This is a genomic window from Rothia terrae, assembly GCF_014705925.2.
In the GTDB taxonomy this organism is placed as follows: Bacteria; Actinomycetota; Actinomycetes; order Actinomycetales; family Micrococcaceae; genus Rothia; species Rothia terrae.
In genome coordinates, this window is record NZ_CP061539.1 from 901,108 (window position 1) to 925,200 (window position 24,093).

Genomic DNA, 24,093 nt, shown 5'->3' on the forward strand with positions numbered 1-24,093 from the left:
CCGCTTAACAAGGTCATCTCGCCTTATATCTGCAGGCGCGAGCTGGCACAATAGATAGTAATAATTTTTTCAAAATCGCACATTTTGAAATTCAAGCAGTGCCTGCCTACAAGGCATAAGGCAACGACATTACTATCGATGAGGAAAACGTGATAAACGGACCATCCAGCGTGCGGCCCGCCCCATCAGGTAAGCGCAAAAATAACACCCTCACGCTCACTCTTATCATCGTGGGCATTCTCATTGCACTCTTTGTGTTCGCCACCCAGGTGTACACCGAGGTGCTCTGGTTCAACCAGCTCGGTTTCGGCAACGTCTTTGTAACCGAGAACCTAGTGAAAATCGTGCTGTTTTGCGTGGGTACTTTGCTGATTGCCCTGCCACTGTGGGCTAGCATCCGGTACGCTCTCAAACATGCAGATCCGCAGGCGCAGACGACATCGCGTCCGCGTACTACTCACCAGCGTCCACAGCAGTTCGATGCTCAGGGCAACCCCATTCCGCAGCGTCCGCAGGATTCTTTTGTGGAACTGCAGGATATGTTCAACCAGAACCTTAACCGTTACCGCAAAGCCGGTGATTCCCTGAGCAAGACGTTGACGTGGGTTGTGCCGCTTATTGTGGGCGTGTTCTTAGCGTCTTCGTTGATGACTCAATGGAAAACTGTTCTGCTGTTTTTCAACGGCGTAGATTTCGGTCAGACCGACCCCGAGTTCAACAAAGATATCGGCTTTTACGTTTTTAATCTGCCGTTCTGGAACTTGCTCACAGGCTTTTTGAGCTCAGCAATCGTGATCTCAGCTATCGGCGCTATTGTGGTCCACTACTTCAACGGCGGCATCAAGGTACTCGACCGCGGTGTTGAAACCACTCGGCACTTCAAGCGTCATATTGCTGTTTTGATCGCCTTGTTTATCGTGGTGCGCGGCGTGCGCTATTGGCTTGAACGCTACACCGCGATTCAGAGCCAGTCCGGACGCTGGGCCGGTGCTATGTACACGGACGTCAACGCTATTATTCCCACGCGTGCAATCTTAGCGGTTGCCGCTGTGCTGGTAGCCGCCTTGTTTATCTACGCAGCTGTCTCTCATCAGTGGCGCCTGCCTCTGATCGGCACCGCAGTCTTGCTGATAACCAGCCTTGTGGTAGGCGGTATCTACCCGTGGATTGTTCAGCGTTTTCAGGTCACCCCTAACGAGCAGGCCTACGAGAACGAGTACATTCAACGCAACATCGATATGACGCGTGCTGCCTACGGTCTCGATAAAATCGAAACTAGCGATTACGACGCGACTACCAACGCCGCATCCGGCGCGTTGAAAGGTCAGTCAGAGACCGTTTCAAACATTCGTTTGCTTGACCCGAACGTAGTGTCAGATGCTTTTGCGCAGCTTCAGCAGTTCCGACCCTACTACCGTTTTGAAGATAACCTGGCAGTTGACCGCTATGAGATTGACGGCGAGGTCCAAGATACCGTTTTGGCTGCCCGTGAGCTCAATCCCCAGCAAAACGCTGACTCATCGTGGCTGAATCAGCACGTGGTTTATACTCACGGCTACGGTGTTATTGCGGCATCCGGTAACCAGGTTGAATCAGATGGCAAGCCGAAGTTCACTCAGTCGGGTATTACTGCGACCGGTGATATCTCTAAGGACTACGAGCCGCGCATCTATTTTGGCCAGTCTTCACCGGACTACTCCATTGTCGGTGGCGGCGAGGGAGACGAAGCTCTTGAGCTTGACCGCCCTCAAACTGCAGGTGATGAGAAGGGCGATGCCAAGTACACCTTCACCGGTAACGGTGGCCCTAGCATCGGTAATGCTCTGAGTCGTCTGGCGTACGCTATCAAGTTCCAGTCCACTGATATCTTGCTATCGGACGTCGTGCGAGATAACTCGCAGATTCTCTACAACCGCAATCCGTCAGAACGCGTTGAGAAGGTAGCGCCCTATCTGACCGTTGATGGTAACCCCTACCCGGCAATTGTTGACGGTCAGGTGCAGTGGATCGTGGACGCCTACACCACCTCTGACCAGTACCCCTATTCTGAGAATTCACAGCTGGATGCGGCTACTTCAGACTCAGAGACCGCAGCGGGTGTGGCGCAGGCACTGCCGCAGGATGAGGTCAACTACATCCGTAACTCGGTGAAGGCTACGGTCAATGCGTATGACGGTTCTGTCACCTTGTACGCGTGGGATGAAGAGGACCCCGTACTGCAGGCATGGCAAAAGGTATTCCCGAATAATCTGAAGAGCTACAAAGAGATGAGCTCCGAACTGCTGGATCACGTGCGCTATCCGCAGGATATGTTCAAGGTGCAGCGCGAGATGCTTAACACGCATCACGTGACTGACGCGAGCAGCCTCTACGCAGGCGACGACGTGTGGGCAACTCCTAACGATCCCACCGTTGAGTCTGAGACTCCTCAGCCTTTGCCGCCGTACTACCTCTCATTGCAGATGCCCGATGAAAAGAAGGCAGCGTTCTCGCTGACCACCTCGTTTATTCCGCAGCAGTCAGATTCCAACACGCGTAACGTGATGTATGGTTTCTTGGCGGCGAACGGCGATGCGGGTACCGGTAAGGATGGTGAACGTAGCGCGGACTACGGCAAGCTCAAGCTGTTAGAGATGCCACGTTCATCGGTTGTTCCTGGTCCCGGCCAGGCGCAGAATAACTTCAACTCTGATGCCGATGTGTCGACGGAACTTAACCTCTTGCGTCGCGGTGCGTCCACTGTGATCAACGGTAATCTGTTGACCTTGCCCGTGGGTGACGGCATTTTGTATGTGCAACCTGTCTATGTGCAGTCATCCGGCGATTCTGCTTACCCGACCTTGCGTCGTGTGCTGGTCAGCTTTGGCGATAAGGTGGGCTTTGCTCCTACCTTGGATGAGGCGCTGAATGAGGTCTTCGGTGGAGATTCCGGGGCAAATGTAGCCGCTGACTCCGGAGTTGATGAGAAGAAGGCAGCTGCTGAGACCGGCACGGAGTCGGTTGATGAGAATAAGTCTGACTCTAATGATTCAGCTTCTTCTGCTGATACGCGTAGCCTGCAGCAGGCACTCGATGACGCTAATACTGCAATGAAGGACGCCGACGCTGCGATGAAGAAGGGCGACTGGGCTGCCTACGGCGAAGCTCAGAAACGACTTCAAGAAGCGTTGGATCGTGCTATCGAGGCTGACGGCGCGAACAAGTAGTTTACTCGCATCAAGTCAGCGTCATTGACCCCCTGCCGTACGGTTCTGTGCGGCAGGGGTTTTACTTGGGATGCGGTAGGGGTGTTCCTCAAAGAGCCTCTGGTTATCTACGCCCAATCGTGCTTATAATTGTGTTTTGAGTCTCAAACGGGCAAATTGGTTTGCAATGACTGTTTAAGGTGTGTAAAGTAAATATCAACGCCGCGGGGTGGAGCAGTTCGGTAGCTCGCCGGGCTCATAACCCGGAGGTCGCAAGTTCAAATCTTGCCCCCGCAACGATAAAGAAAAAGACCCAGTTCTTCGGAACTGGGTCTTTTTGCTTATCTACAATTAGTTGCGAGAAAGTTACCCGGTTTCCGCGCCACATCCACCAAAAATCGGGCATGAAGCGCGGAACCGGGTAATTTTTTATCTACTTAGTCTCGCACCTGTACAAGATCTCGATACACGGTCGGCTCAGAGACCCCCAAGCGCTTAGCGGCTGCCGTGATGCCACCCTTGAGAATAAAGAAACCCATATCTTCCAGGTCTTTTACAACAGCAAGTCGCTCTTCCTTCTGCATACGCTCTGGCGGAATACTTTGCTTTGACAGTGCCGTATTCAGCATTGAATCGATGAGGTTCTGAATATTGGAGCGCAGGCTTTCTGTAATGACTTCTTTCCCGTTTTCACCCACAGGAGCCGTTGGCGCCGCCGCCGCGGGAGCTGCCGCAGGTAAGCCCGCGTCCTGAACTGTAGGCTGCACGCTATCTACAAAATGCGAAACAACAGCGTCGGCATGGGCAGGGAGCGGCGTCCCCGGGTAGCTACCAAAGGCGTCAAATTTATCGGGAAGGGTTGTTTCTGAGCCACCCAACATTCCCGCGGCAACATCGCGCAGGTGAATCCACTCTGAAATATCAACGTTGATGCAGAGCATCCCCCGCATGACATCATTTTCATCGCGCAAGAAATAACTGGACGAGCGGCATACGCGACCTTCTGCATTGACCGCACGGTAGCCTGTCATCATGGGTACGTGGGCGGTGTTGCCCTGCTGCATAAACCAGAGGGCAAAATCTGTGACGGGGCCACCAATTTCACGACCGCTGATGTGGCTATTGGCGATGGCAATGATGGAGCGGTCAGGCACATCAAGATCATGCAGCACAATCTCAACGTTTGGTCTTAACGATTGGCCCAGAAAATCAACGAGAGGAATGTAGCGCTCAATAAACCTGCTGGTGTTTTCAACTGGTGTAGCCACATTTGCCTTCATTCTGCTGTGTGTTATGCAACTCATAAAATTTCATTTATTATGACACAAACTTTTTATAAGAATGGGGTGCGTCCGCTTAGAATCAAGCGAAGCGCCCCCTAACTATGTACAGGTATTAGTTAACCGCAGGGAGCTACCTTGGGCTTGATAACGGAAGCTAAGCCGCCCAGCGAGGTCTCTCGGTACTTGCGATTCATATCTTTACCGGTCAGGTACATGGTTTCGATGACCTTATCCAACGAGACACTGGGCGTGGTTTCACGCTGTAGTGCCATGTTAGCTGCATTGATAGCCTCAACCGATGCCACGCCGTTACGCTCGATACAGGGAACCTGTACCTGCCCAAGAACCGGGTCACAGGTAAGACCCAAGTTGTGTTCCATGCCGATCTCAGATGCAACGCAGACCTGCTCGGGTGTTGCTCCAAGAAGCTGGGCTAAACCGCCGGCCGCCATTGAGCACGCAACACCGATTTCACCCTGGCAACCAACTTCAGCTCCTGAAATCGATGCATTCATCTTGTAGAGCGATGCAATCTGGTTACAAGCAAGAATGTAATCGGTCAGTATCTTCTCATCAACAGGAGCCACAAACTTGTCGTAGTAGTGCAGAACCGCTGGAACCACACCGCACGCACCGTTCGTGGGAGCTGTGACCACGCGTCCGCATGATGCGTTTTCTTCAGAAACCGAAAATGCGAACATATTGATCCAGCTCAGCACACTCATAGCATCGGTGGTCTCTTGAGCTTCTAAGCGACGACGCAGGGCTGCTGCGCGACGCGGAAGCAAAAGGTTACCGGGCAATGGCCCATCAGAGTGAGAGCCGCGTTCTACACCTGCGTGCCAGACTTCCCACACCTTATGGATATGAGCGCGAATCTCGTCCTCGCTTCGCACTGCTGTTTCATTAGCCCAGCCGAGCTCTGGAAGAGTGAGATTGTGCTTTTCGCACAGTTCCAGCATCTCTTCTGCATTGCTGAAATCGTAGGGGACCTCAGCCCCGCTCTCGCCGCGCTTTGCGAAGTTCTCTTGATCTACGATGAAGCCGCCACCGATGGAATAGTAGGTTTTGTGAAGAACCTCTGTTTCACCGTTGAAAGCGATGATGCACATACCGTTTTCGTGCATGGGCAAACATTCATCGCAGAAGAAGAATCCGCTGTCGCGGGGAAAATCAACAGGATGGGTGCCAGCCAACATGAGTCTTTCGCTGGAGCGAACCTCCGCCATGAACGAATCGATAGCGTCAGTGTCAACGGTTTCTGGAACCTCACCGGCGAGGCCGAGCAAAATAGCTTTGTCAGTTGCGTGGCCGATGCCGGTGAGGGATAGGGAGCCGTACACGTTCGCTTGAACACGAGTCACTTGCTCCAGTTTGTTTTCTTCGATGAGCTGATCGACAAAAGCTTTACCTGCTTTCATGGGGCCAAGCGTATGCGAGCTGGAGGGGCCAATGCCGATCTTGAACATATCAAAGATACTGATAAACATTTTTCATAGTCCTTGCCATGAGAATGCGCGAATAATATTCGCTAATAAATCATCGTTTAGAAGGCCTGAACGATGCTGTAGATAATGGTGGCTAGTGCAACTAGTCCCATGAAGAAGATGAAGTAGTTTGAGGCCTTACCCTTGTACTTCTGAAGTGCGGGCACCGTATGAATTGCCCACATCGGCATGAGGAAGAGCAGAATTGCGATGGTCGGGCCGCACAGGGTCTCAATCATGCCCAGAATTGAGGGGTCAGCCCATGCGACGAGCCAAGCGGTGATCAGCATGAAGAGCAAGGTTGCGGTTGAGAGCTTCTTGCTGTGTCCGATGGAGCGCTTGCCGCCTGCGTTTGCCCCCTTGATAACGAGGCCTTCGAAGCCTTCAGCTGCACCGAGGTAGTGGCCGAGGAATGACTTTGCAACAGCAATCATTGCGATGACGGGAGCAATCCACTGAATGATGGGGTTGTCGAAGTGGTTTGCGAGGTAAGAGAGGATGGTGACGTTCTGCGCTTTTGCTTCAGCCATATCTGCGGGGCTGAGTGCCAGCGCACAGGAGAAGACGAAGAACATTACAACGATGACCATCAGGCCTTCTGCGCGGCGCAGAATCTGACCGGTTTTTGCATCTGCGTGTTTGCCGTACTTTTGGCGGCGGTCAACGGCAAAGGAGGAAATCATGGGTGAGTGGTTGAACGAGAACACCATCACGGGAACAAGCAGCATGAGCGTGACAGCGAGTGAGTGGCCGGACGCTTGTGCGGCTACCGCGGGGTCGAAGGTCTGGAAGATCGCACCGTTCCAGCTGGGGATGAGGTAGAGCGCTAGAAGAACCAGTACCGCGATGAAGGGGTAGACTAGGTATGACATGACGCGAACGATGATGTCTTTACCCATGCGAACAATCAAAATCAGGCCGCCCACGAGAATGAGTGACATGAGCCAACGGGGGAGCGGGGTGATACCCAGCTGGTGTTCTAAGAATGAGTTGACGGTGTTGGTGATGGTGACCGAGTAGACCAGCAGAATGGGGTAGACCGAGAGGAAGTACAGGACGTTGATGAAAGCGCCCGCTTTGATGCCAAAGTGTTCGGTGACGGTTTCGGTGAGGTCTGAATCCGCTGTTTTTCCTGACAGTACAAATCGGGTGAGGCCGCGGTGTGCCCAGTAGGTCATGGGGAAGGCGATGACCGCCATGATGATCAGCGGGATAATGCCGCCGATGCCTGCGTTAATGGGGAGGAAGAGGACGCCGGCGCCGATTGCTGTGCCGAAAAGGCTCAAGGTCCAAAGAGTGTCTGTTTTATTCCAACGGGGAACTGCACTGTGTGCTTCGGAATCTTGGGTTGCTGGTGACTGACCAGCGCGAGTAGATGCCCCTGATATGCGGTGTGAGCGCTTGGGTGACTCAGCGGTGAGTGCCATTTTTCTCTCCAGTTGTGGTGAAGTAACGGCCGAAGTCAGTGGGAGTTGGAATCCTCTGTAGGGTGAAAAATTTTTATCAGTGTCCGCGGGGTATTGCGGGATGATAAATTTTTCTCTCACTCGTGGATGCTGCGCTGCGGCAGATTTTCCTGATTTCCCGGTTCTTCGGAAGATGTAATCCATGTTACACGCTTAAAATCTGAAAATATATAAGAAATTATCAATCTGATAAATAATTTATTATCAAGTTGTGAAACTTAGGGTCAGAGCCTTACATGCGCCGCTTCTTGTGGCAATCTATCCCGCTAAAGACAGCATCAAAAACCGAGCAGTTACTGGCAAACCGGGTGAGTGCCTGCGCACAAAAACCAGACACACGCGTCCTCACACCGCAAAACATGGAAGAATAGAGCAAAACTTTTTATCAGTCACCAAACGCGCACGAACAGGGGATAGGGCATGAAACCGCTCGTCATGGGTATTGCCGGTGGTACCGGATCGGGAAAAACCACTTTAACGCAGGCAATCGTAGAATCTTTCGAAGGCCAAGTAGCTGTTGTCTACCACGACAACTACTACAAGCGAAACGATGGGCTAACCTATGAAGAACGCGAACTGCTGAACTACGATGCGCCAGAGGCCTTCGACAACGAACTGATGACCGCCCAGCTCGACGAGCTAATCTCCGGACAAGTCATTGAGACCCCGGTCTACGACTACACCGTGCACAACCGTAGCGAAGAAACCATTCCAGTTCAGCCCCGACCCATCATTATCGTCGAAGGCATCCTCATTTTCGCCGAACCTGAGATTCGCGAACGTTGCGATATCAAAATCTTTGTTGATACCGATGCCGATGTACGCATTCTTCGCCGTATGCGACGCGATGTTGTGGAGCGCAAACGCACCATTGAGTCAGTACAAAATCAGTACCTTGCCACCGTCAAACCCATGCACGAATTGCACGTGGAGCCTTCAAAACGTTTTGCTGACATCATCATCCCAGAAGGCAAGAACATGGTAGCGCTGGATATGCTGATCCACCGTATTCACCGTCAGCTTGAACTGGGGCAAAACCCCACAGCGACTGTCTAACCCACTGTCACAGCGCCGAAAATAAAGCAGGCTAAGCTGACACAAGAAAAGGTCCCGCATCCTTAGATATCAAGGATGCGGGACCTTTCAGCTTCTTGGCCCTTATGCGGAAAACCAGACGCTATGCGTTCTTGTTCTTCAACGCTGCAAGGCGAGCATCAAGCTCTGACTGCTTGCCGAGCTCTTCAAGCTCGTTGAACTGAGCATCGAGTGAGGACGCTGCGAGCTCCTGCTGGCCGCGAACCTTCGCTTCTTCACGGCGAACTTTCTCTTCGAAGCGTGAAACTTCGCTGGTGGGGTCCATAACGTCGAACGACTTGAGAGCGTCGTTGACCTGAAGCTGGGCAGATGCTGACTTCTGACGAGCGTTGAGCTCATCGCGCTTGTTGGCGAGCTCATTGAGCTTCTCATGCATCTTGTTCAGACCGTCCTTGAGCTTTTCAACAACCTCGGTCTGAGCAGCAATCTGAGGTTCTGCTGCCTTAGCTTCGCTTTCAGCCTGAATCTGGCGTCCTAGAGCGACCTTTGCCAAGTTATCGAACTTGTCAGCATTTGCGGTATCGCCAGCGGAACGGAACTCATCAGCCTTATTGGATGCAGCGAGAGCCTTTGAACCCCATTCCTCAGCTTCGCGGAGATCCTCTGCGTGATCTTCCTCGAGCATACGAAGGTTACCGATGGTCTGAGCCACAGCCTGCTCTGCTTCTGCAATGTTATTGGTGTAGTCGCGAACCATCTGATCCAGCATCTTCTGCGGATCTTCAGCGGAATCCAACAGTGCGTTGATATTCGCCTTGGTCAGCTGAGCAATACGACCAAAAATTGACTGCTTTACCATGAATTACCTTTACCTTTCGAGGTGAAGCTTCAAGCTGGATGCTTGGTGAGCTACATATATCTATTTTCTCACGACGCCCTGACGTTGGGTAGGGAGGTTTTTGTGTGAAGGCTGAAAATCTGTGCGCTCTGCGCTGAATTTTCAGCGCAGGACGCAAGAGTACGCCGGACTTAGAAGTTGCCGCCTGCTCCGCCGCCATCGCCCCAGCCGCCGCCACCAAAGTCGCCACCGCCGAAACCTCCGCCGCCGAAGGAGCCTCCGCCACCCCAACCGCCGCCGAATCCGCCGTGATTGCCTCCGTTGAGGATTCCGCCGAGCAAAATACCGCCGAGCATCGCCGAGTTGAAGTCAACACCGCGTCCGCCACCGCCGCCGTAACGGTTGAAATCATCAACATCGTTCTGAGCGATGCGCTGCGCTTCGCTGGCAAGACGGATGGCGTCGTTAGCGTGCGACAAGGCGGTAACCGCGTCGGTGTTTTGAAGGGCCTGTGCGTCCTGAAGATGGCGTTCTGCTTCTCGCAAACAAGTACGCGCATCCTGGCGTACTCCACCGCGTCGAGCCCATACATAATCGCTAGCAGTTGAAACCTGAGCCTGCGCCGAGATCAATGCGTGTTGCAGGTTCTGACGCGCTGCATTTTGTTGGTCGTTGACTTCACGCACGGTGCCCAAGGCACGGTCAAGGTCGCTGCGAACAGCCTGTAAGCGCTCTGTGAGAGCCAGCGGGTCGGATTTACCGTTGGCGCTGGAGGCTCTAATCTCATCAAGAACCGCATTGACGCCAGCAGCAGCGGATGCGAGCTCAGCCGTATTGCCGCCGTGTCGGGAATATTCCTGAGCCTGAGCAACGTCGCGAGCTGCAATCAACAAAGCCTGATTGAGTGACTCTTGAGCCTGAGCCAATTCGATTTTGAGGTTGCGAATAGCGTTGAGCAAGCCCTGAGCCTGATTTTCTGCTTCCTCTGCCGCGCGCAATTTGATAATCGCCTCGGAGCGATTGGTATCTACTAGTGTGCGTGCTTCGGCCAACGTGGTACGGGCAAAATTCAAACGGCTGCGTGCCTGATCGATATTGTCAGAAACATGCTCTGAAGCGCTCGGCGCGTAATCGCGCTGCAACTGATCCAACGTTTGCTGCGCTTCTGGGAACGATGCCTCAACGTTTGCAATAGTTCGCTCAGCATGGTCAATGGCAGCAGGGGCATTCTGCTCCAGCTTGCGCAAAGCAGAAAAATTCTCATTTTGTTCATTGAGTGACTTCTGAGCGTCCTGCGAGCGCGCAATAATCTCGCCCAGCCAAGCGCGCTGATCCTGCTCGGTGTCGGGAATATCGTCGTCTAACTGTTTCTGAAGTTGGAACGAACGTTGCATGTGCTGCTTTGCTTCTGCAATAGCCGTAACGAACGGCGCCACCTGCTCTTCGCCGTACTGTGCACGAGCAAACTCAATTTCTTGCTCTGAGTGGGCAATTGCGTCATCGGTTTGAATCAGTAAAGCTCCGGCTTGCTTTCGTAGATCTTCAAGGGGCGGGAGGGGAGCGCCGTTAGCGTACGGCTGACTGTTGCCTTGTTGCGGTGCGTAAGATTTCTTTTTGCGACGCCCGCGAGTTGCAAGGTAAGCACCGCCAGCGGCTACCGCACCAACACCAACCAGTGTTGCTACGCCGGTGCCAACTCCGCCGTCTGAGGAGTTATTAGCAGAAGAGGACGAAGTTCCAGAAAGCTTGGCATCAATTCCTTCGAGAGCTGCCTCAGCAGCACCTGCATAGTCGGAGCTACGCAGCTTGGGGAAGATGTAATCGTTGTAGATTTCTTCTTGCTGGGTTTGAGAAAGGACGCCGTTGCCACCTGCGGTGAAGTACGCCTGGCGGTCCTGAGTTGCAATGACAAGTACAGCGTCATTGGTGCCCAGGTTATTGAGTTTGGCAAACTGGTCGGCCCACTGCTGAGAGTTGGTGGGGCTTTCAAAAGAATCTACGGTTACGACAAAAAGATTAACGTGCTCATTTGTGGCCAGCTGATCAATATCGCTTTGCAGGGTAGAGGTGTTACCGAGCGCTTTTGTGGTGTCGAGGATGCGCACACCCGGATCTAAATCCATGGGCGCCTCAGCGAACGCGGCGGTGGGCAAGGCCATCAGACCGAGCGCAGCCAAAGAGGCAAAGAGCGTACGATGCGAAGACTTGGGCGTCATGAAATGTCCTTACTGTCTAACTGCCGTGAGACGTGAGTACTCGAGAGCGGAGCGTCGTTTTAAATCATTGTAGGTGTCGGAGGGAACATCGAACAGGTGCGGCTAGCGGGTTCGCGGCAGGCACAACAAAAAATGCGGGTCAAACGTAACGAATACTTTCAGTGAACTTTCAGAATTGGCTCACGATTAGCACAGAACCGCAAGGCATAGTAGGTGCTAAGTAAAACTTTGACATGCACGCACGAAAGCGAGTTGTGATGACTAACAACCCCTGGGGACAGTCCCGCGACAACAACCCCGAATTCCAGCAGAATCCACCGGCCGGTGCTGGATCGTATCACCAGAACTCTTCACAGTGGGGTGCTCCCGGGGCAGATGCAGATGCAACTATCCCGCTTCAGGGACATCACACGGAGAACTCCCAGCAGGCATACAACCATCAGGCGTCCGGAAGCTATAGCTCCGCTCAGGGGCAAGCGTCCAACCCCTATGGGTACCCGCAGCAGGGCGCTTACGACAATTCTCACGGCTACTATGCGCAGCCTGGGCAAGAGCAGTACCCCGTAACTCACGAGAACCCGCGTAAAAAGCACACCACCCGATTGTTGCTCACCTCAGCAGCGCTCGCTGCTTTAATCGGTGGTGGCGTGGGCGGATGCGCCGCAACACTCGGTTCGCACGGCGGCAACGCCTCAACCGTTTCAAGCGGCACCACCATCGTGAACAACACCGATTCGGTCAACACCGTCACCGCGGCAGCTGAGAAGGCGACGCCATCGGTGGTCACTATTTCAGTTGCTGGTTCTGGTGCATCAGGCTCTGGCTCTGGCATTGTGCTTGACGATCAGGGGCATATTCTCACCAACACTCACGTGGTGACTCTTGACGGGGCAGCTGCCAACGCTGATGTTGAGGTGAAACTTTCTGATGGCACCGTTAAGAAGGCATCCATCGTTGGTACTGACCCCACCAGTGACCTCGCGGTGGTAAAAATTGATCCCGCAGGACTGAACCTGACACCGGCTACCTTGGGAGATTCTGACAAGCTCAACGTGGGCGATATCGCTGTGGCTATTGGCGCGCCGCTGGGTCTGGATGGCACCGTGACGGACGGTATTATTTCAACGCTCTCCCGCACTATAGAAGTCGCATCCAGCGCAGCACCTGAAGGCGATCAAGAGACCAGCGGTTCTCAGAATTCGCAGCAGGATTCCCCTTTCCAGTTCGAGTTGCCCGGCCAATCCCAACAACAGCAGGCTCAGAATACTATCTCTTTGAACGTGCTTCAGACAGATGCTGCGGTGAACCCCGGTAACTCGGGCGGTGCGCTGGTGAACTCCCAAGGTGAGGTGATCGGCGTTAACGTTGCTATTGCGTCAGCTGGTTCTAGCTCATCCTCAAGCGAGGGTAGCACCGGCAACATTGGCGTTGGTTTCTCCATTCCGATTAACTACGCCCAGCGTATCGCTCAAGAAATTATTCAAAACGGTAGTGCATCACACGGCTACCTTGGCGCATCCGTTAGCAGCTCACCGGCAAACAACGATTCAAGCCAGAGCTTTGGCGACGGCGCTGTTATTCAGTCCACTGTTTCAGGTGAAGCCGCTGAAAAGGCCGGCCTAAAGGAAGGCGACGTCATCGTAGAGTTCAACGGAAAGAAAATTTCCGAGGCGAATGAACTCACCGCCGCTGTACGTCAGGCTGCCCCCGGCGACACCGTGAAGGCTAAAGTCCAGCGAGGAAACAGTACTGAGGAAGTTGAGATAACGCTCGGTAATTCTGACAACGCCAATAACTAATAAGGTTCGGCAAAAGCGCTGAGCTCACTAACAGTGTCCCCGTAGCTGATGAGCTACGGGGACACTGTTAGTGTTACAGCGAACCTCCGGCAAAACTGTGTTGACGCCAGGCCTCGTACACCGCGATAGAGGCGGAATTGGCGAGGTTGAGGGAACGGCGGCCCTCAAGCATCGGAATCTTCACGCGCTCGGTAATATGAGCATCATTCTGCACCTCTGGCGGCAAGCCCACAGATTCAGGGCCAAACATCAACACGTCGCCTTCTTGATAGTCGATATCCGCAAAACTGGTGGTTGCCGTGGTGGTGAAAGCAAAAACTCGTGCCGGCATGAGGGCGTCCCACGCGTCTTCAAGAGTTTTATGAACTGTCATGACAGCTAGGTCATGGTAGTCCAGCCCGGCACGACGCAGATGCGCGGATTCAAAGTTAAAACCAAGAGGTTCGACCAAGTGCAATTCGGCACCGGTGATAGCTGCTAGACGAATAGCATTACCGGTATTGCCGGGAATTTCGGGAGTATAGAAAAGAATTTTGAACACGTAGGTAAGTTTAGTGCTCCAAAGCTGAAAACGCCCAGTACGCACTGAGACCCAGGGGGTAGCCAACGGTTATTAAGTTCGTGGCATATCTCATGCGCATAAACACTGCGTGCACCGTAGAATAGTTCTCGCCCCTCGTCCCTAAATATTTGATGCGTAAAGGAATAATCGTGGCTCGTATCTACCTTGATCACGCGGCAACCACCGACACCTTGCCTGAGGCTGTTGATGCTGTTGTTGCTCAAATGCGAGCCGGTGGTAACCCTTCATCGCTACACTCTGCGGGACGTCGTGCGCGATCTACCGTTGAAATGGCGCGTGAGAAAATTGCGCGTGTTGCCGGATGCGACAGCGCTGAAATCATTTTCACATCGGGCGGCACCGAAGCGGATAACTTAGCTATTAAGGGGCTGTACTGGAAGCGCCGCGAAGCTAACCCTGCTGCCCGCAAAATTCTCGTGTCTTCTATTGAGCACCATGCAGTGGGCGACGCCGTTGAATGGCTTGAAAAATATGAGGACGCGACGGCGGTCTGGTTGCCGGTTGACGAGTTCGGCGTCGTGGACCTTGAGACACTACGCGCCGAGGTCTCCTCTGACCCCGAATCTGTAGCGCTGGTGACGGTGATGTGGGCAAATAATGAGGTCGGGAGCATCCAGCCTATTGCTGAGATCGCTGCAATCGCTCAAGAATTTGATATTCCAATGCATACCGATGCTGTTCAGGCATTCGGCGCTATTCCGGTGAATTTCCGTGAATCCGGCGTGACCACGATGGCGATTTCCGGCCACAAAATCGGAGGACCTATGGGCGTTGGTGCGCTGATTGCCACGCGTTCTGCGGCCATGATGCCTGTATTGCACGGCGGCGGGCAGGAACGTTCGGTGCGTTCGGGCACTATCGATGCGGCGTCCATCGCTGGTTTTGCCGCTGCAGCCACCAGCGCGGGGGAGAATCTCGCTGAAGAGTCAACCCGGATCGCTCAGCTTCGAAATACCGTGATAGAGCGAGTACAGCAGCTGATTCCCCAGGCCACTTTGCGAGGCCCCCACCCCGAGAGTAACGAAGAGCTTGGTTCAATGCCGTGGCGTCGATTGCCCAATAATGCTCACTTCACCTTTGAAGGGTGCGAGGGAGATTCTTTGCTATTCCTGCTAGATATGGCTGGTATTGAAAGCTCCACCGGCTCGGCATGCAACGCCGGGGTGCCGCGTCCTTCACATGTTTTGCTAGCAATGGGACTCGACGAGGTGACCGCGCGTGGTGCGCAACGCTTCACTCTGGGGCACAGCACCACTGCAGAAGATATTGAAGCTTTGATCAAGGCTTTGCCCGCGGCGTTTGAACAGGCCCAAAAAGCAGGCCTTGCAGCGCATACACCCGACGCCGCCTTGTGGCACTAACGCAATTTTTACGTATTTACTGATGATGTGTGCACGCGGATGCGTGATGAAGGATAGAAAATTATGAAGATTCTTGCTGCGATGAGTGGCGGCGTGGATTCAGCTGTAGCTGCCGCACGTGCGGTTGAAGCTGGTCACGATGTTGTTGGCGTTCATTTGGCGCTGTCTCGTATGCCCGGTACTTTGCGTACCGGTAGCCGTGGTTGCTGCACTATCGAGGATTCCATGGATGCGCGTCGCGTGTGCGATCAGCTCGGCATTCCCTTCTACGTGTGGGATTTCTCCGAGCGATTCAAAGAGGATGTTGTGGATGACTTTATCTCTGAATACGAGCACGGTCGCACCCCCAACCCTTGTATGCGATGCAACGAAAAGATCAAGTTTGCTGCGCTTCTTGAAAAGGCAGTGGCTTTGGGTTTTGACGCGGTGGTTACCGGTCACTACGCCAAAGTGATTACGAATGAAAACGGTAATCGTGAGTTGCACCGTGCAGCTGACTGGGCGAAGGACCAGTCGTATGTACTCGGTGTTCTGACTCATGAGCAACTCAAGCATGCGTGGTTCCCCCTAGCTGATACTCCGTCTAAGGCTGAGGTGCGTGCTGAGGCTGAACGCCGCGGCTTCTCTGTGGCTAAGAAACCTGACTCCTACGATATTTGCTTTATTCCTGAGGGTGATACCCGCGAGTGGCTGGCTGAGCATATTGAGATGAACATCGGCGATATCAAAGACACTGAAGGTAACGTGCTCGGTCAGCACGAGGGCTCACAGGCATTTACCGTCGGTCAGCGTAAGGGGCTGAAAATTGGTCACCCGGCTCCCGATGGTAAGCCCCGCTTTGTGCTGGAGATCAGACCCAAGAGCAACGAAGTTATTGTAGGATCCAAGGAACTTCTTGCCGTTGAAGAAATCCGCGGCATCCGCTGCACGTGGGCGGGTGAACCCGTTGCTCAGTTCGCTGAATTCATCCAGCGCCCGGCTGAGCTTGGCGCAGCGAGCGCTGACATTGATATCACCTCTCAGGTGCGTGCCCACGCAGACCCTGTACTGTCTTCCGCGCATCTTGAATGGGTCAGCGACGATGAATCAAACGATGAAAACGCTCTGCGCCTTGAAATCGTCGTGCGCCTGAAAGAGGGGCTGCGAGGAGTAGCACCGGGGCAAACCCTCGTCATGTACCAGGACACCCGCGTCCTTGGGCAGGCAACGATCAACCGCGCGTACTCACTCGACCGCGCAGACGTCTAAAACCAACACAACACCTGTCTAAATGGTGGGCAAGCTATGAGACCCATTTCGCGAAGTGGGTCTCATAGCTTTTAGACTAGGTATATGACTTCAGCCGAAAACCCCCAAGACGTACAGGCACACCAAGAATTCGATGCAGAAGCGAGTTCTTTGCGTGGAACAGTAGATGAAGCCGTGTTGCAAGAGCTTTACTCTATTCGTCAGAGTATTGATAATTTGGATGCCGCTTTGGTGCATGTGCTCGCTGAGCGTTTTAGGGCTACTAAACGCGTGGGCTATCTCAAAGCAGAGCATAATCTTCCCTCTGGCGATCCTGACCGTGAAGCTGCCCAGATTGAGCGACTGCGCTCGCTTGCTGAGGTAGCTCATCTTGACCCCGAGTTCGCTGAAAAAATTTTGAACTTTATTATTTCTGAGGTGATTCGTCACCACGAAAGAATTGCTGAGCAGACACGAGAGAGCTAGCGTTGTGAACCGTCGCGTGGCCGATAGCTACAAGATTTTAGATGAAAACGAGCGGGCGCTGCTTGCCGATTTGCGCGCGCAGGCTTTGGAGCACGACATTAATTTTGAGCCAAAGTTTTTTGTTCAGGCAACTGCTTTAGGCAGGTGGCCCGGTGAAGACGCCGTGGACGCGGTAACCCGTGTTCGCGGGGAGTTAGGCGATCCGCATCTTTCGTACCTTCCGGAACTTTCGCAACGCGGTTTTCAAGCCACTACTCTGGCACGAACCATTGCAACGTTCGAGGGACTTGAAGCCGACGGAACATCAGCCGGCTGGCGTATTAATTCTGGCTTTTCGCAAGAAAGCCAGTGGGCGCGTCATACCTTTGCTTCTGACATTAATGTTCTAGCCGATGTTATTGGTAAAGAAAGCGCCAAGCCGCGTGAGCTGAAGATCCAGTTTGTGGGTCCGCTGAGTCTAAGCGCTCAGCTTTATCTGACGAACGGTGAGAGAGTGTTGAGCGATGTCGGCGCTCGCCGCGATGTGCGTGATTCATTGATTGCTGGTTTAGAAGATCAGCTCAAATCGCTCCGTGAGGCGGCTCCCGGCGCCAAACTCATTGTGCAGTTTGATGAGCTGGATATGGTGAGTATTCTAGAGGGCACTATCGCCACATCAAGTGGCTATCGCACCTTGCGCGCATTGCGTCCTCACGAGGTTCACGAAAACTTTGATGTACTGACTCAAGCAGTGCGTCAGCAGAACGCTCAGCCTGTTATCAACGTGGGGCCACAGGTCGTTCCGGTTTCTTTCCTCCAGCCATTTGAGGCGGTTGCTCAGAGCGTCCAAGGTTACAAAGACTCCGACTGGGAAAAGATCGCGGCTCTAGTTGAAGCCGGCCAGCGTCTGTGGCTGGCAACCGTGAATCCTCACGCCAAACAATCGGTGAGGACGCTTGTTGATTCAATTTTTGGGCCGTGGCGACGCGTCGGCTTACCGGCGGCTCAGCTGTCGCAGATTAGCCTCACTGAATCCGCGTCCCTAGAACATTGCAGTCCAGCTCATGCCACAGCGGTGTTGGCCCACCTGACAGAAACCGCCACAGCGCTGTCTGAAACCGCGCAAAATTCTGAGTAAATGCACTAACCACCGGCAAAACACGTAATATAAAGAGTCAGATATTTTTTGCTCACGAGAGGAGGAGCATGAACGCAACGATTCTAGTTGTTGACGACGATGAAGCTTTGGCAGAAATGGTTGGCATCGTCCTGTCTCAAGAAGGCTACGAAAGCGTATTTTGTACCGCTGGAGATCAAGCTGTAGAAGCATTTGAACAGCATCAACCCGAATTGGTTTTGCTTGATTTGATGCTGCCCGGTATGAACGGTATCGAGGTCTGCACTGAGTTGCGCAAGGTCACTGAAGTACCGATTATCATGCTCACCGCTAAGTCCGATACCGAGGACGTCGTAAAGGGGCTCGAAGCAGGGGCAGACGACTATATCGCTAAGCCTTTCAAACCTGCCGAGTTGCTTGCTCGCATTCGCGCTCGTTTGCGTCCGCGCGAAGACAAGAATAGCGAAATCATCAATATTGGTGGTCTCACTATTGATCTTTCGGGCCACAGCGTTACCCGTAACGGCGCCCCCATCGCATTGACACCGCTTGAATATGATCTTCTGGTGAACATGGCCCGTCAGCCCGGCCAGGTTTTCTCGCGCGAAGCTCTGCTTGATAACGTCTGGGGCTACGGCAAAACCGTTGATTCTCGCCTGGTTAATGTCCACGTTCAGCGTCTTCGCGCAAAGATTGAGCAGGATCCCGAAAACCCTGAAATCATTTTGACGGTTCGCGGCGTCGGCTACAAAGCTGCTCCCGCTAACATCCGATAGTTCAGATGGCTGAAGAATCTCTTACACCCTCACCGACATCGCAACGCTGGTATAAATCACCGATTAAACAACTGGCGTGGCGATGGCAGCATTCCCTGCAGTTTCGCGCTGTGGCGATGGCAATCATTTTGCTCATGATTACCTTCGTTGTGGTGGGAACCTTCCTCTCTAGCCAGATTGCGTCATCGCTCTTTAACGGTCGGCTTGACCAGGCACTTGAGGAATCCTCAGCAGGGTTTACGAACGTGCAAAGTGTTATTGATTCTTCAGACGCGATTGATCGCACAGAGATTGAGTCGGATGTTCGTAGATTCTTGACGGTGCTTGAGACAGGTAGCACCGACTCTCAAAGACAGTGGATGCTGATACCGACTGAACCTGATAATTCTCAGAGTTTTATTCAACAACAGGCCCAATTTTCGTGGGCTAACCCCGATGATATACCAGAGGATCTGGTGCATACCGTCGCCGGGCAAGACGGTATTTATTGGCAATCTGCGCAGATGCCTGTTCAAGAAAACGGTAGTCCAGTTCCTGTGGTTGTCGTGGGCACTCGCATCAACATACCGCAGAGCCCCGAATACGGGCTGTTTCTCGTCTATGACCTCTCCAGTTCGCAACAGATCGCTCAGTACATCAGCCTGGTGCTGTGGCTTGGGTTCGCCATTATGCTACTGGTCGTTGTCTCTATCGTGTGGCTGATTACCCGTTCCGTGATTCGTCCTATCAGTCTGACAGCTGTTACTGCAGAAAAGCTGGCCGCGGGGGATCTCAATCAGCGCGTTAATGTTCAGGGGCTTAATGAGACGTCGCGACTCGGTGTTTCCTTCAATAAAATGGCTGATAGCTTGCAGGAACAGATTTCGCGTCTTGAGACTCTCTCTACGATGCAGCAGCGTTTTGTCTCTGATGTTTCGCATGAGTTGCGCACTCCGTTGACGACGGTTCGTATGGCAGCTGAACTTCTTCATGATGCTCGCGATGGTCTTGACCCTCTTCACCGACGTTCTACCGAGCTGCTGTATAACCAGGTCGATCGTTTTGATACCTTGCTTGCTGATTTGCTTGAGATTTCTCGTTTCGACGCGGGGTCAGCAACCCTGGATCTTGTGCCCGCTGATATTTTGACAGTGCTGAATGAAATCATTGATTCCGCTCAGCCTCATTTGGAGCGCGTGGGAGCACCCTTAGAAGTCCATACGGATATCGCTGAGCTCACCGTAGAGATGGACCACCGACGCATCGAGCGCGTCCTGCGTAACCTTATTTTCAACGCGATTGAGCACAGCGAGGGGCGTCCCATCGACGTCTATGTTGCTGCCAGCGATACCGCGGTGGGTGTAGCTGTTCGCGACCACGGTGTGGGGCTATCACCGGATGCTATTGACCATGTCTTTGACCGTTTTTGGCGTGCTGACCCTTCGCGCAAACGTACTTTGGGCGGTACCGGTCTGGGACTTTCAATTTCTGCAGAGGACGTGCATCTGCACAGAGGTACCCTTGAGGCCTGGGGACGCCCTGGTGAAGGTGCTTGCTTCAGAATGACTATTCCTTTGACCCAGGGAGCAGAATTGGGGGAGTCCCCGGTACTGCTGAGCGGTGAGCCCGATGTGAAGTATTTCGAGTTGGAGGCGCCGTCCACCGCATCGACTTCGATTCCGATTATCATGACAAGTGCTTCACCTATCGCTGAGGATGAAAAGTAGCCATGGCAAAGTTATCTCGTCTAACAGTTATCACCGTCAGTTCTGTAGCACTTTTGGCGTTGAACGCGTGTGCCGGCATTCCCACCAGCGGTTCCGTTAACCATTATGCGGATCCGCGCGCCACAGCATCCTCTACGAGTGAGAGCATCGAGATTGACGGCCCCGCTGGCGGTGCTTCACCTGAAGAGATTATTCGCGGCTTTTTAAACGCAGGAGTTGGCGTTCGCGATGACTATAAGGTCGCACGAGAATTTTTGACGGACGATTACGCTCAAAGTTGGGCACCAGATGATCACACCGTGGTTTATTCTGATCAGCCAAGCATCACTAATAGTTCTGGCGATAGCTATAAAGTGAGTGTGCCTGCAACTTCTGAGATTGATGACCGCGGCATTGCTACTTCTTTCAACGCCAATGAAACAAAAAACTTAGAGTTTGAGCTCAAACGCGTGGACGGCAACTGGCGTATTAGCTCAGCTCCGGGAGAAATAGTTCTTCAACAGAACCAGTTTGATCAGGTGTACAACCCGTTTACCCTGTATTTCTTTGACCCGACTTATTCGTATGCGGTGCCGGATGTGCGCTGGTTTGCCGATCGCGATACTGTTGCTACCTCTTTGATTCGAGTTCTTTTGCAGGGGCCTGCACCGTATCTTAAGGACGCGGTGGTCTCGGCAGTGCCGGAGGGAACCAAGCTGACGCGTAACTCGGTGCCGGTTGACGGCGGTACCGCTGATATTGACATTTCTGGTGATGGAATTAGCAATAACCTCTCACAACTGACCATTGAGCGCATTAACGCGCAGATGAATGAGACTCTGACTTCGCTGGCAAATATTAATTCTGTGAAGCTTTTGTTGAATGGTCAGGCGGTGCAGACAGGCACCTTGTCTGAGGTAAATCCCATCGTTGATCCCTCGGTGCCTGATTCTGTGATTGGCACCGAAGACGGCTCGCTCGTTACTCGCTCGCAAATTGACGATCCTGCTAGCCAGAGTACTGTTTATACGCCGCAGGGAGCGAATGCTACCTTGCCTGCTATGGGTATTGCGCGCGGTATTTACAGCTACCTGAGCGAAGATCGCAAGAACATGTGGCTGGTGCGTAATGGCGAAGCACAGCAGATCCTAACGGGTAACGATCTTTCCCAGCCAAGTTTTGATTACCTGCACTGGGCATGGGTAGCTCACGATAATTCAACGATCTCAGTTGTATCTTCGACCGCTGAAAATCCGGAGCCTGAAGATCTTGAGGTGCCGTGGCTCAACGGGTACTCCGTCCACTCAATTAACATCTCGCGAGGTGGCTCTCGCGCGGTGTTGACGGGAACCGATGGAACCTACTCGTACGTGTGGGTCTCTGGGGTGATCCGCGGCAAAGATGGTAAACCCATCGGACTTCAAGAACCTGTACGTATCGGTACCTCAATCATCCCTGATTATGCTGACTTCACCTCTGATCAGGAGATTGTGGTTGCTAATTATGAAGAAGGAACAGCGGAGATTGTTTCACTTTCTGGCATTAGTCGTTCCCTGGAACCTCTCAAGGGGCTGACAAAGCTTACCGTGGGTGGTGGCGACAACCAGATTATGGCTGAAACTAAAGATTCAACGCTGTATCGCCTCACCTCATCCGGGTGGACGCGCGTTGAGAGCAGTATGCACGATTTCAACTATTCAGGCTAGGGAATAGGTCGGCGTTATCCACAGACACACGATGTCCACAGTTTCCGGGTAACTCCAAGAAGCTACAAAAAATGCATCACTATATCTGATATGAACTTTTCAAGTATCAGAAAGAGTGTGTGGCAGATAGCGGAGCTTTCTGTACCTCAAACGTGTGCCAGCTGTCGCACCTATGGAATAGAGCTGTATAACAACAATGGCTTGTGTCCGGCTTGCTCACAGTTGGTAAGAATGAGCCTGCTAAATGTGCATGTACCTCACCTGCGTGTTCCTTTGAACAATGTGGTTGCAGCCGGGGTCTATGAACATGAGTTAGCCCGGACTGTCCTCGCCTTCAAGAACGAGGGCAGATACGATCAGCACAGGGTTCTTGGGGGAGGACTGGCTCGGTCGATACAACTTATCCTTGAAGCACATGAAAACCCGTCAATGTGCGTCCTTGTACCGGTTCCATCGTCCTCAAAGAACACGAAAAAACGAGGTTATTCCCCGGCTGAAGTGCTGGCCCAAACTGCCCATAGAGACCTCAAGTTGCAGGGTATTAACATCACCCGTGTTATCCCCGCTGTGTCGGTAGGTCGAAAGGTATCCCAGGCCAGCGGACAGAAAAATCTTGGCGCGCAAGCCCGCTGGGCACGCATCCATCGCAGCATGGTTCCGGCGACCTTACCGAGCATGTACCTGGGGTTCTCTATCGACCTACGCGATACCCCTTGCATCGTCTGCGACGACGTAGTTACTACAGGTGCATCAATGGCCGAAACCGGGCGAGTTTTAGCGGAGATGGGTGCACGCGTTATCGGCTATGCGAGCGTGGCTGCAGTGCCCCGCCGAAGTGAGCTTCTCCCAAAGCAGCTAGAGAACAAGAACTGCTGAGTACGCTGTGCAGGAGCAACAGACTTCAAGCAACAAACAATATGCTGAGCTAGAAAATAACGAGTGATTTTTGCCCGCTTGTCACCATTTTCCAACACTTCTGCAGTCAAGAACAAATATGTCGGCTACTAGGTGAAACAAACAAAAATGTGATGTAACACATGATTTTTGGTGCTTGAAAGGGCTACAGTTGAACTACGGAGCAAGAAACTCCCGGACATGAACCGCTTCATGGTCCTCGCCGCTAATGCTTTGGAGGCAATCGTGGAACTGAACATCTACGGACGCAACGTCAAAGTAACTGACCGACTGCATGAATACGTTGAAAGCAAGGCTGAAAAGTTTGAGCAACTCGGCGATCACGTATCTGACATCGAAGTCAAATTCACCAAAGACGGACGCACCGGCCCTAACACCATCCGAGTTGAAATCACCGTAACCGGCCGTGGTCCCGTTCTTCGCGCTGAATCAGTAGGCTCAGATAAATATTCAGTCTTTGACGATACTTACGGCAAGCTACTTGAACGCCTTCGCCGAGCCCGCGACCGCCGCAAAGACCAGCGTCATGGTGGACGCGCCCCCGTATCAGTTTCAGAGGCAACAGGATCAATGCCAATTGTCGGTGACCAGACCTCCGTCACCGAAATTCACTACGACGATGTACCGCTTGAAGAAGCAGCATTCGATAACCAATACGCACTGACCGATGAGGTTCAATCGCCCATCGAAATCCGCCGTAAGACCTTCCCCGCAGTCAAGCTCACCGCCGAAGAAGCTGTCGATCACATGGAACTCGTTGGCCACGATTTCTTCATCTACATTGATGCTGAAACCGGAGCGCCCAGCGCAGTCTACCGCCGTAAGGGATGGACCTACGGTGTTATCTCACTCGATGAAGAAACCGCATAAAAATTAGACCCCTCACACCAAAGGACGCCGCCGAAAAAATTCGACGGCGTCCTTCATCTTTATACTTCACCTGCACATA

Annotated in this window: 18 protein-coding genes and 1 tRNA gene; 13 read left to right on the forward strand and 6 right to left on the reverse strand. The window is 53.0% G+C overall.

The window, feature by feature from the left end; genetic code table 11:
• Window positions 1–170: 170 nt before the first annotated feature.
• Entirely contained in the window at window positions 171–3,206 is a 3,036-nt protein-coding gene (locus IDM49_RS04200; RefSeq protein WP_190725130.1) for a UPF0182 family membrane protein, read from the forward strand.
• A 202-nt stretch (window positions 3,207–3,408) separates the two neighbouring features.
• A tRNA-Met gene (locus IDM49_RS04205) sits at window positions 3,409–3,482 on the forward strand.
• A gap of 140 nt (window positions 3,483–3,622) precedes the next feature.
• On the opposite strand, the gene IDM49_RS04210 is transcribed toward IDM49_RS04205, so the two are convergent.
• The 3 genes from IDM49_RS04210 to IDM49_RS04220 form a co-directional block, all read right to left on the reverse strand.
• Window positions 3,623–4,453, reverse strand: a complete 831-nt coding sequence (locus IDM49_RS04210; RefSeq protein ID WP_228008185.1) for a helix-turn-helix transcriptional regulator — start codon at window positions 4,451–4,453, stop codon at window positions 3,623–3,625.
• Window positions 4,454–4,584: 131 nt separating this feature from the next.
• Window positions 4,585–5,958: an L-serine ammonia-lyase gene (locus IDM49_RS04215; RefSeq protein WP_190725132.1), complete on the reverse strand. Its 1,374-nt coding sequence runs from the start codon at window positions 5,956–5,958 to the stop codon at window positions 4,585–4,587.
• A 56-nt stretch (window positions 5,959–6,014) separates the two neighbouring features.
• Window positions 6,015–7,382 (reverse strand): SLC5/6 family protein, encoded by a 1,368-nt coding sequence (locus IDM49_RS04220; RefSeq protein WP_190725133.1) that lies wholly within the window; start codon window positions 7,380–7,382, stop codon window positions 6,015–6,017.
• 459 nt (window positions 7,383–7,841) lie between these two features.
• On the opposite strand from IDM49_RS04220, the gene udk reads away from it, so the two are divergent.
• Window positions 7,842–8,477, forward strand: a complete 636-nt coding sequence (gene udk / locus IDM49_RS04225; protein ID WP_190725134.1) for a uridine kinase — start codon at window positions 7,842–7,844, stop codon at window positions 8,475–8,477.
• A 121-nt stretch (window positions 8,478–8,598) separates the two neighbouring features.
• On the opposite strand, the gene IDM49_RS04230 is transcribed toward udk, so the two are convergent.
• Window positions 8,599–9,315, reverse strand: coding sequence for a PspA/IM30 family protein (locus IDM49_RS04230; RefSeq protein WP_190725135.1), 717 nt, complete (start codon window positions 9,313–9,315; stop codon window positions 8,599–8,601).
• A gap of 170 nt (window positions 9,316–9,485) precedes the next feature.
• Complete coding sequence (locus tag IDM49_RS04235; protein ID WP_190725136.1) at window positions 9,486–11,510, reverse strand: TPM domain-containing protein; 2,025 nt, start codon at window positions 11,508–11,510, stop codon at window positions 9,486–9,488.
• 257 nt (window positions 11,511–11,767) lie between these two features.
• Between IDM49_RS04235 and IDM49_RS04240 the strand changes: the two genes are divergently transcribed.
• The gene (locus IDM49_RS04240) at window positions 11,768–13,309 is read left to right on the forward strand and encodes a S1C family serine protease (protein ID WP_228008186.1); all 1,542 of its coding nucleotides are present in this window, start codon (window positions 11,768–11,770) and stop codon (window positions 13,307–13,309) included.
• Window positions 13,310–13,382: 73 nt separating this feature from the next.
• Here IDM49_RS04240 and IDM49_RS04245 read toward each other — a convergent pair whose 3' ends face one another.
• Window positions 13,383–13,850, reverse strand: coding sequence for a tRNA (cytidine(34)-2'-O)-methyltransferase (locus IDM49_RS04245; protein ID WP_190725138.1), 468 nt, complete (start codon window positions 13,848–13,850; stop codon window positions 13,383–13,385).
• Between the two features lie 152 nt (window positions 13,851–14,002).
• On the opposite strand from IDM49_RS04245, the gene IDM49_RS04250 reads away from it, so the two are divergent.
• The 9 genes from IDM49_RS04250 (at window position 14,003) to hpf (ending at window position 24,014) form a co-directional block, all read left to right on the forward strand.
• Window positions 14,003–15,253, forward strand: coding sequence for a cysteine desulfurase family protein (locus IDM49_RS04250; protein WP_190725139.1), 1,251 nt, complete (start codon window positions 14,003–14,005; stop codon window positions 15,251–15,253).
• Between the two features lie 63 nt (window positions 15,254–15,316).
• The gene (gene mnmA, locus IDM49_RS04255; protein ID WP_190725140.1) at window positions 15,317–16,501 is read left to right on the forward strand and encodes a tRNA 2-thiouridine(34) synthase MnmA; all 1,185 of its coding nucleotides are present in this window, start codon (window positions 15,317–15,319) and stop codon (window positions 16,499–16,501) included.
• An 84-nt stretch (window positions 16,502–16,585) separates the two neighbouring features.
• A complete protein-coding gene (locus IDM49_RS04260; protein ID WP_168613775.1) occupies window positions 16,586–16,966 on the forward strand; it encodes a chorismate mutase in 381 nt (126 codons plus the stop codon).
• Between the two features lie 4 nt (window positions 16,967–16,970).
• Window positions 16,971–18,083: a uroporphyrinogen decarboxylase/cobalamine-independent methonine synthase family protein gene (locus tag IDM49_RS04265; RefSeq protein WP_190725141.1), complete on the forward strand. Its 1,113-nt coding sequence runs from the start codon at window positions 16,971–16,973 to the stop codon at window positions 18,081–18,083.
• A gap of 68 nt (window positions 18,084–18,151) precedes the next feature.
• On the forward strand, window positions 18,152–18,838 hold the full coding sequence (mtrA, locus tag IDM49_RS04270) for an MtrAB system response regulator MtrA (protein WP_190725142.1): 687 nt from the start codon (window positions 18,152–18,154) through the stop codon (window positions 18,836–18,838).
• Between the two features lie 5 nt (window positions 18,839–18,843).
• Entirely contained in the window at window positions 18,844–20,544 is a 1,701-nt protein-coding gene (gene mtrB / locus IDM49_RS04275) for an MtrAB system histidine kinase MtrB (RefSeq protein WP_168613772.1), read from the forward strand.
• A gap of 2 nt (window positions 20,545–20,546) precedes the next feature.
• Window positions 20,547–22,229: an LpqB family beta-propeller domain-containing protein gene (locus IDM49_RS04280; protein ID WP_190725143.1), complete on the forward strand. Its 1,683-nt coding sequence runs from the start codon at window positions 20,547–20,549 to the stop codon at window positions 22,227–22,229.
• A 231-nt stretch (window positions 22,230–22,460) separates the two neighbouring features.
• Window positions 22,461–23,105 (forward strand): ComF family protein, encoded by a 645-nt coding sequence (locus IDM49_RS04285; protein WP_190725144.1) that lies wholly within the window; start codon window positions 22,461–22,463, stop codon window positions 23,103–23,105.
• Window positions 23,106–23,324: 219 nt separating this feature from the next.
• Complete coding sequence (gene hpf / locus IDM49_RS04290) at window positions 23,325–24,014, forward strand: ribosome hibernation-promoting factor, HPF/YfiA family (protein WP_228008187.1); 690 nt, start codon at window positions 23,325–23,327, stop codon at window positions 24,012–24,014.
• The last annotated feature ends 79 nt before the right edge of the window (window positions 24,015–24,093 follow it).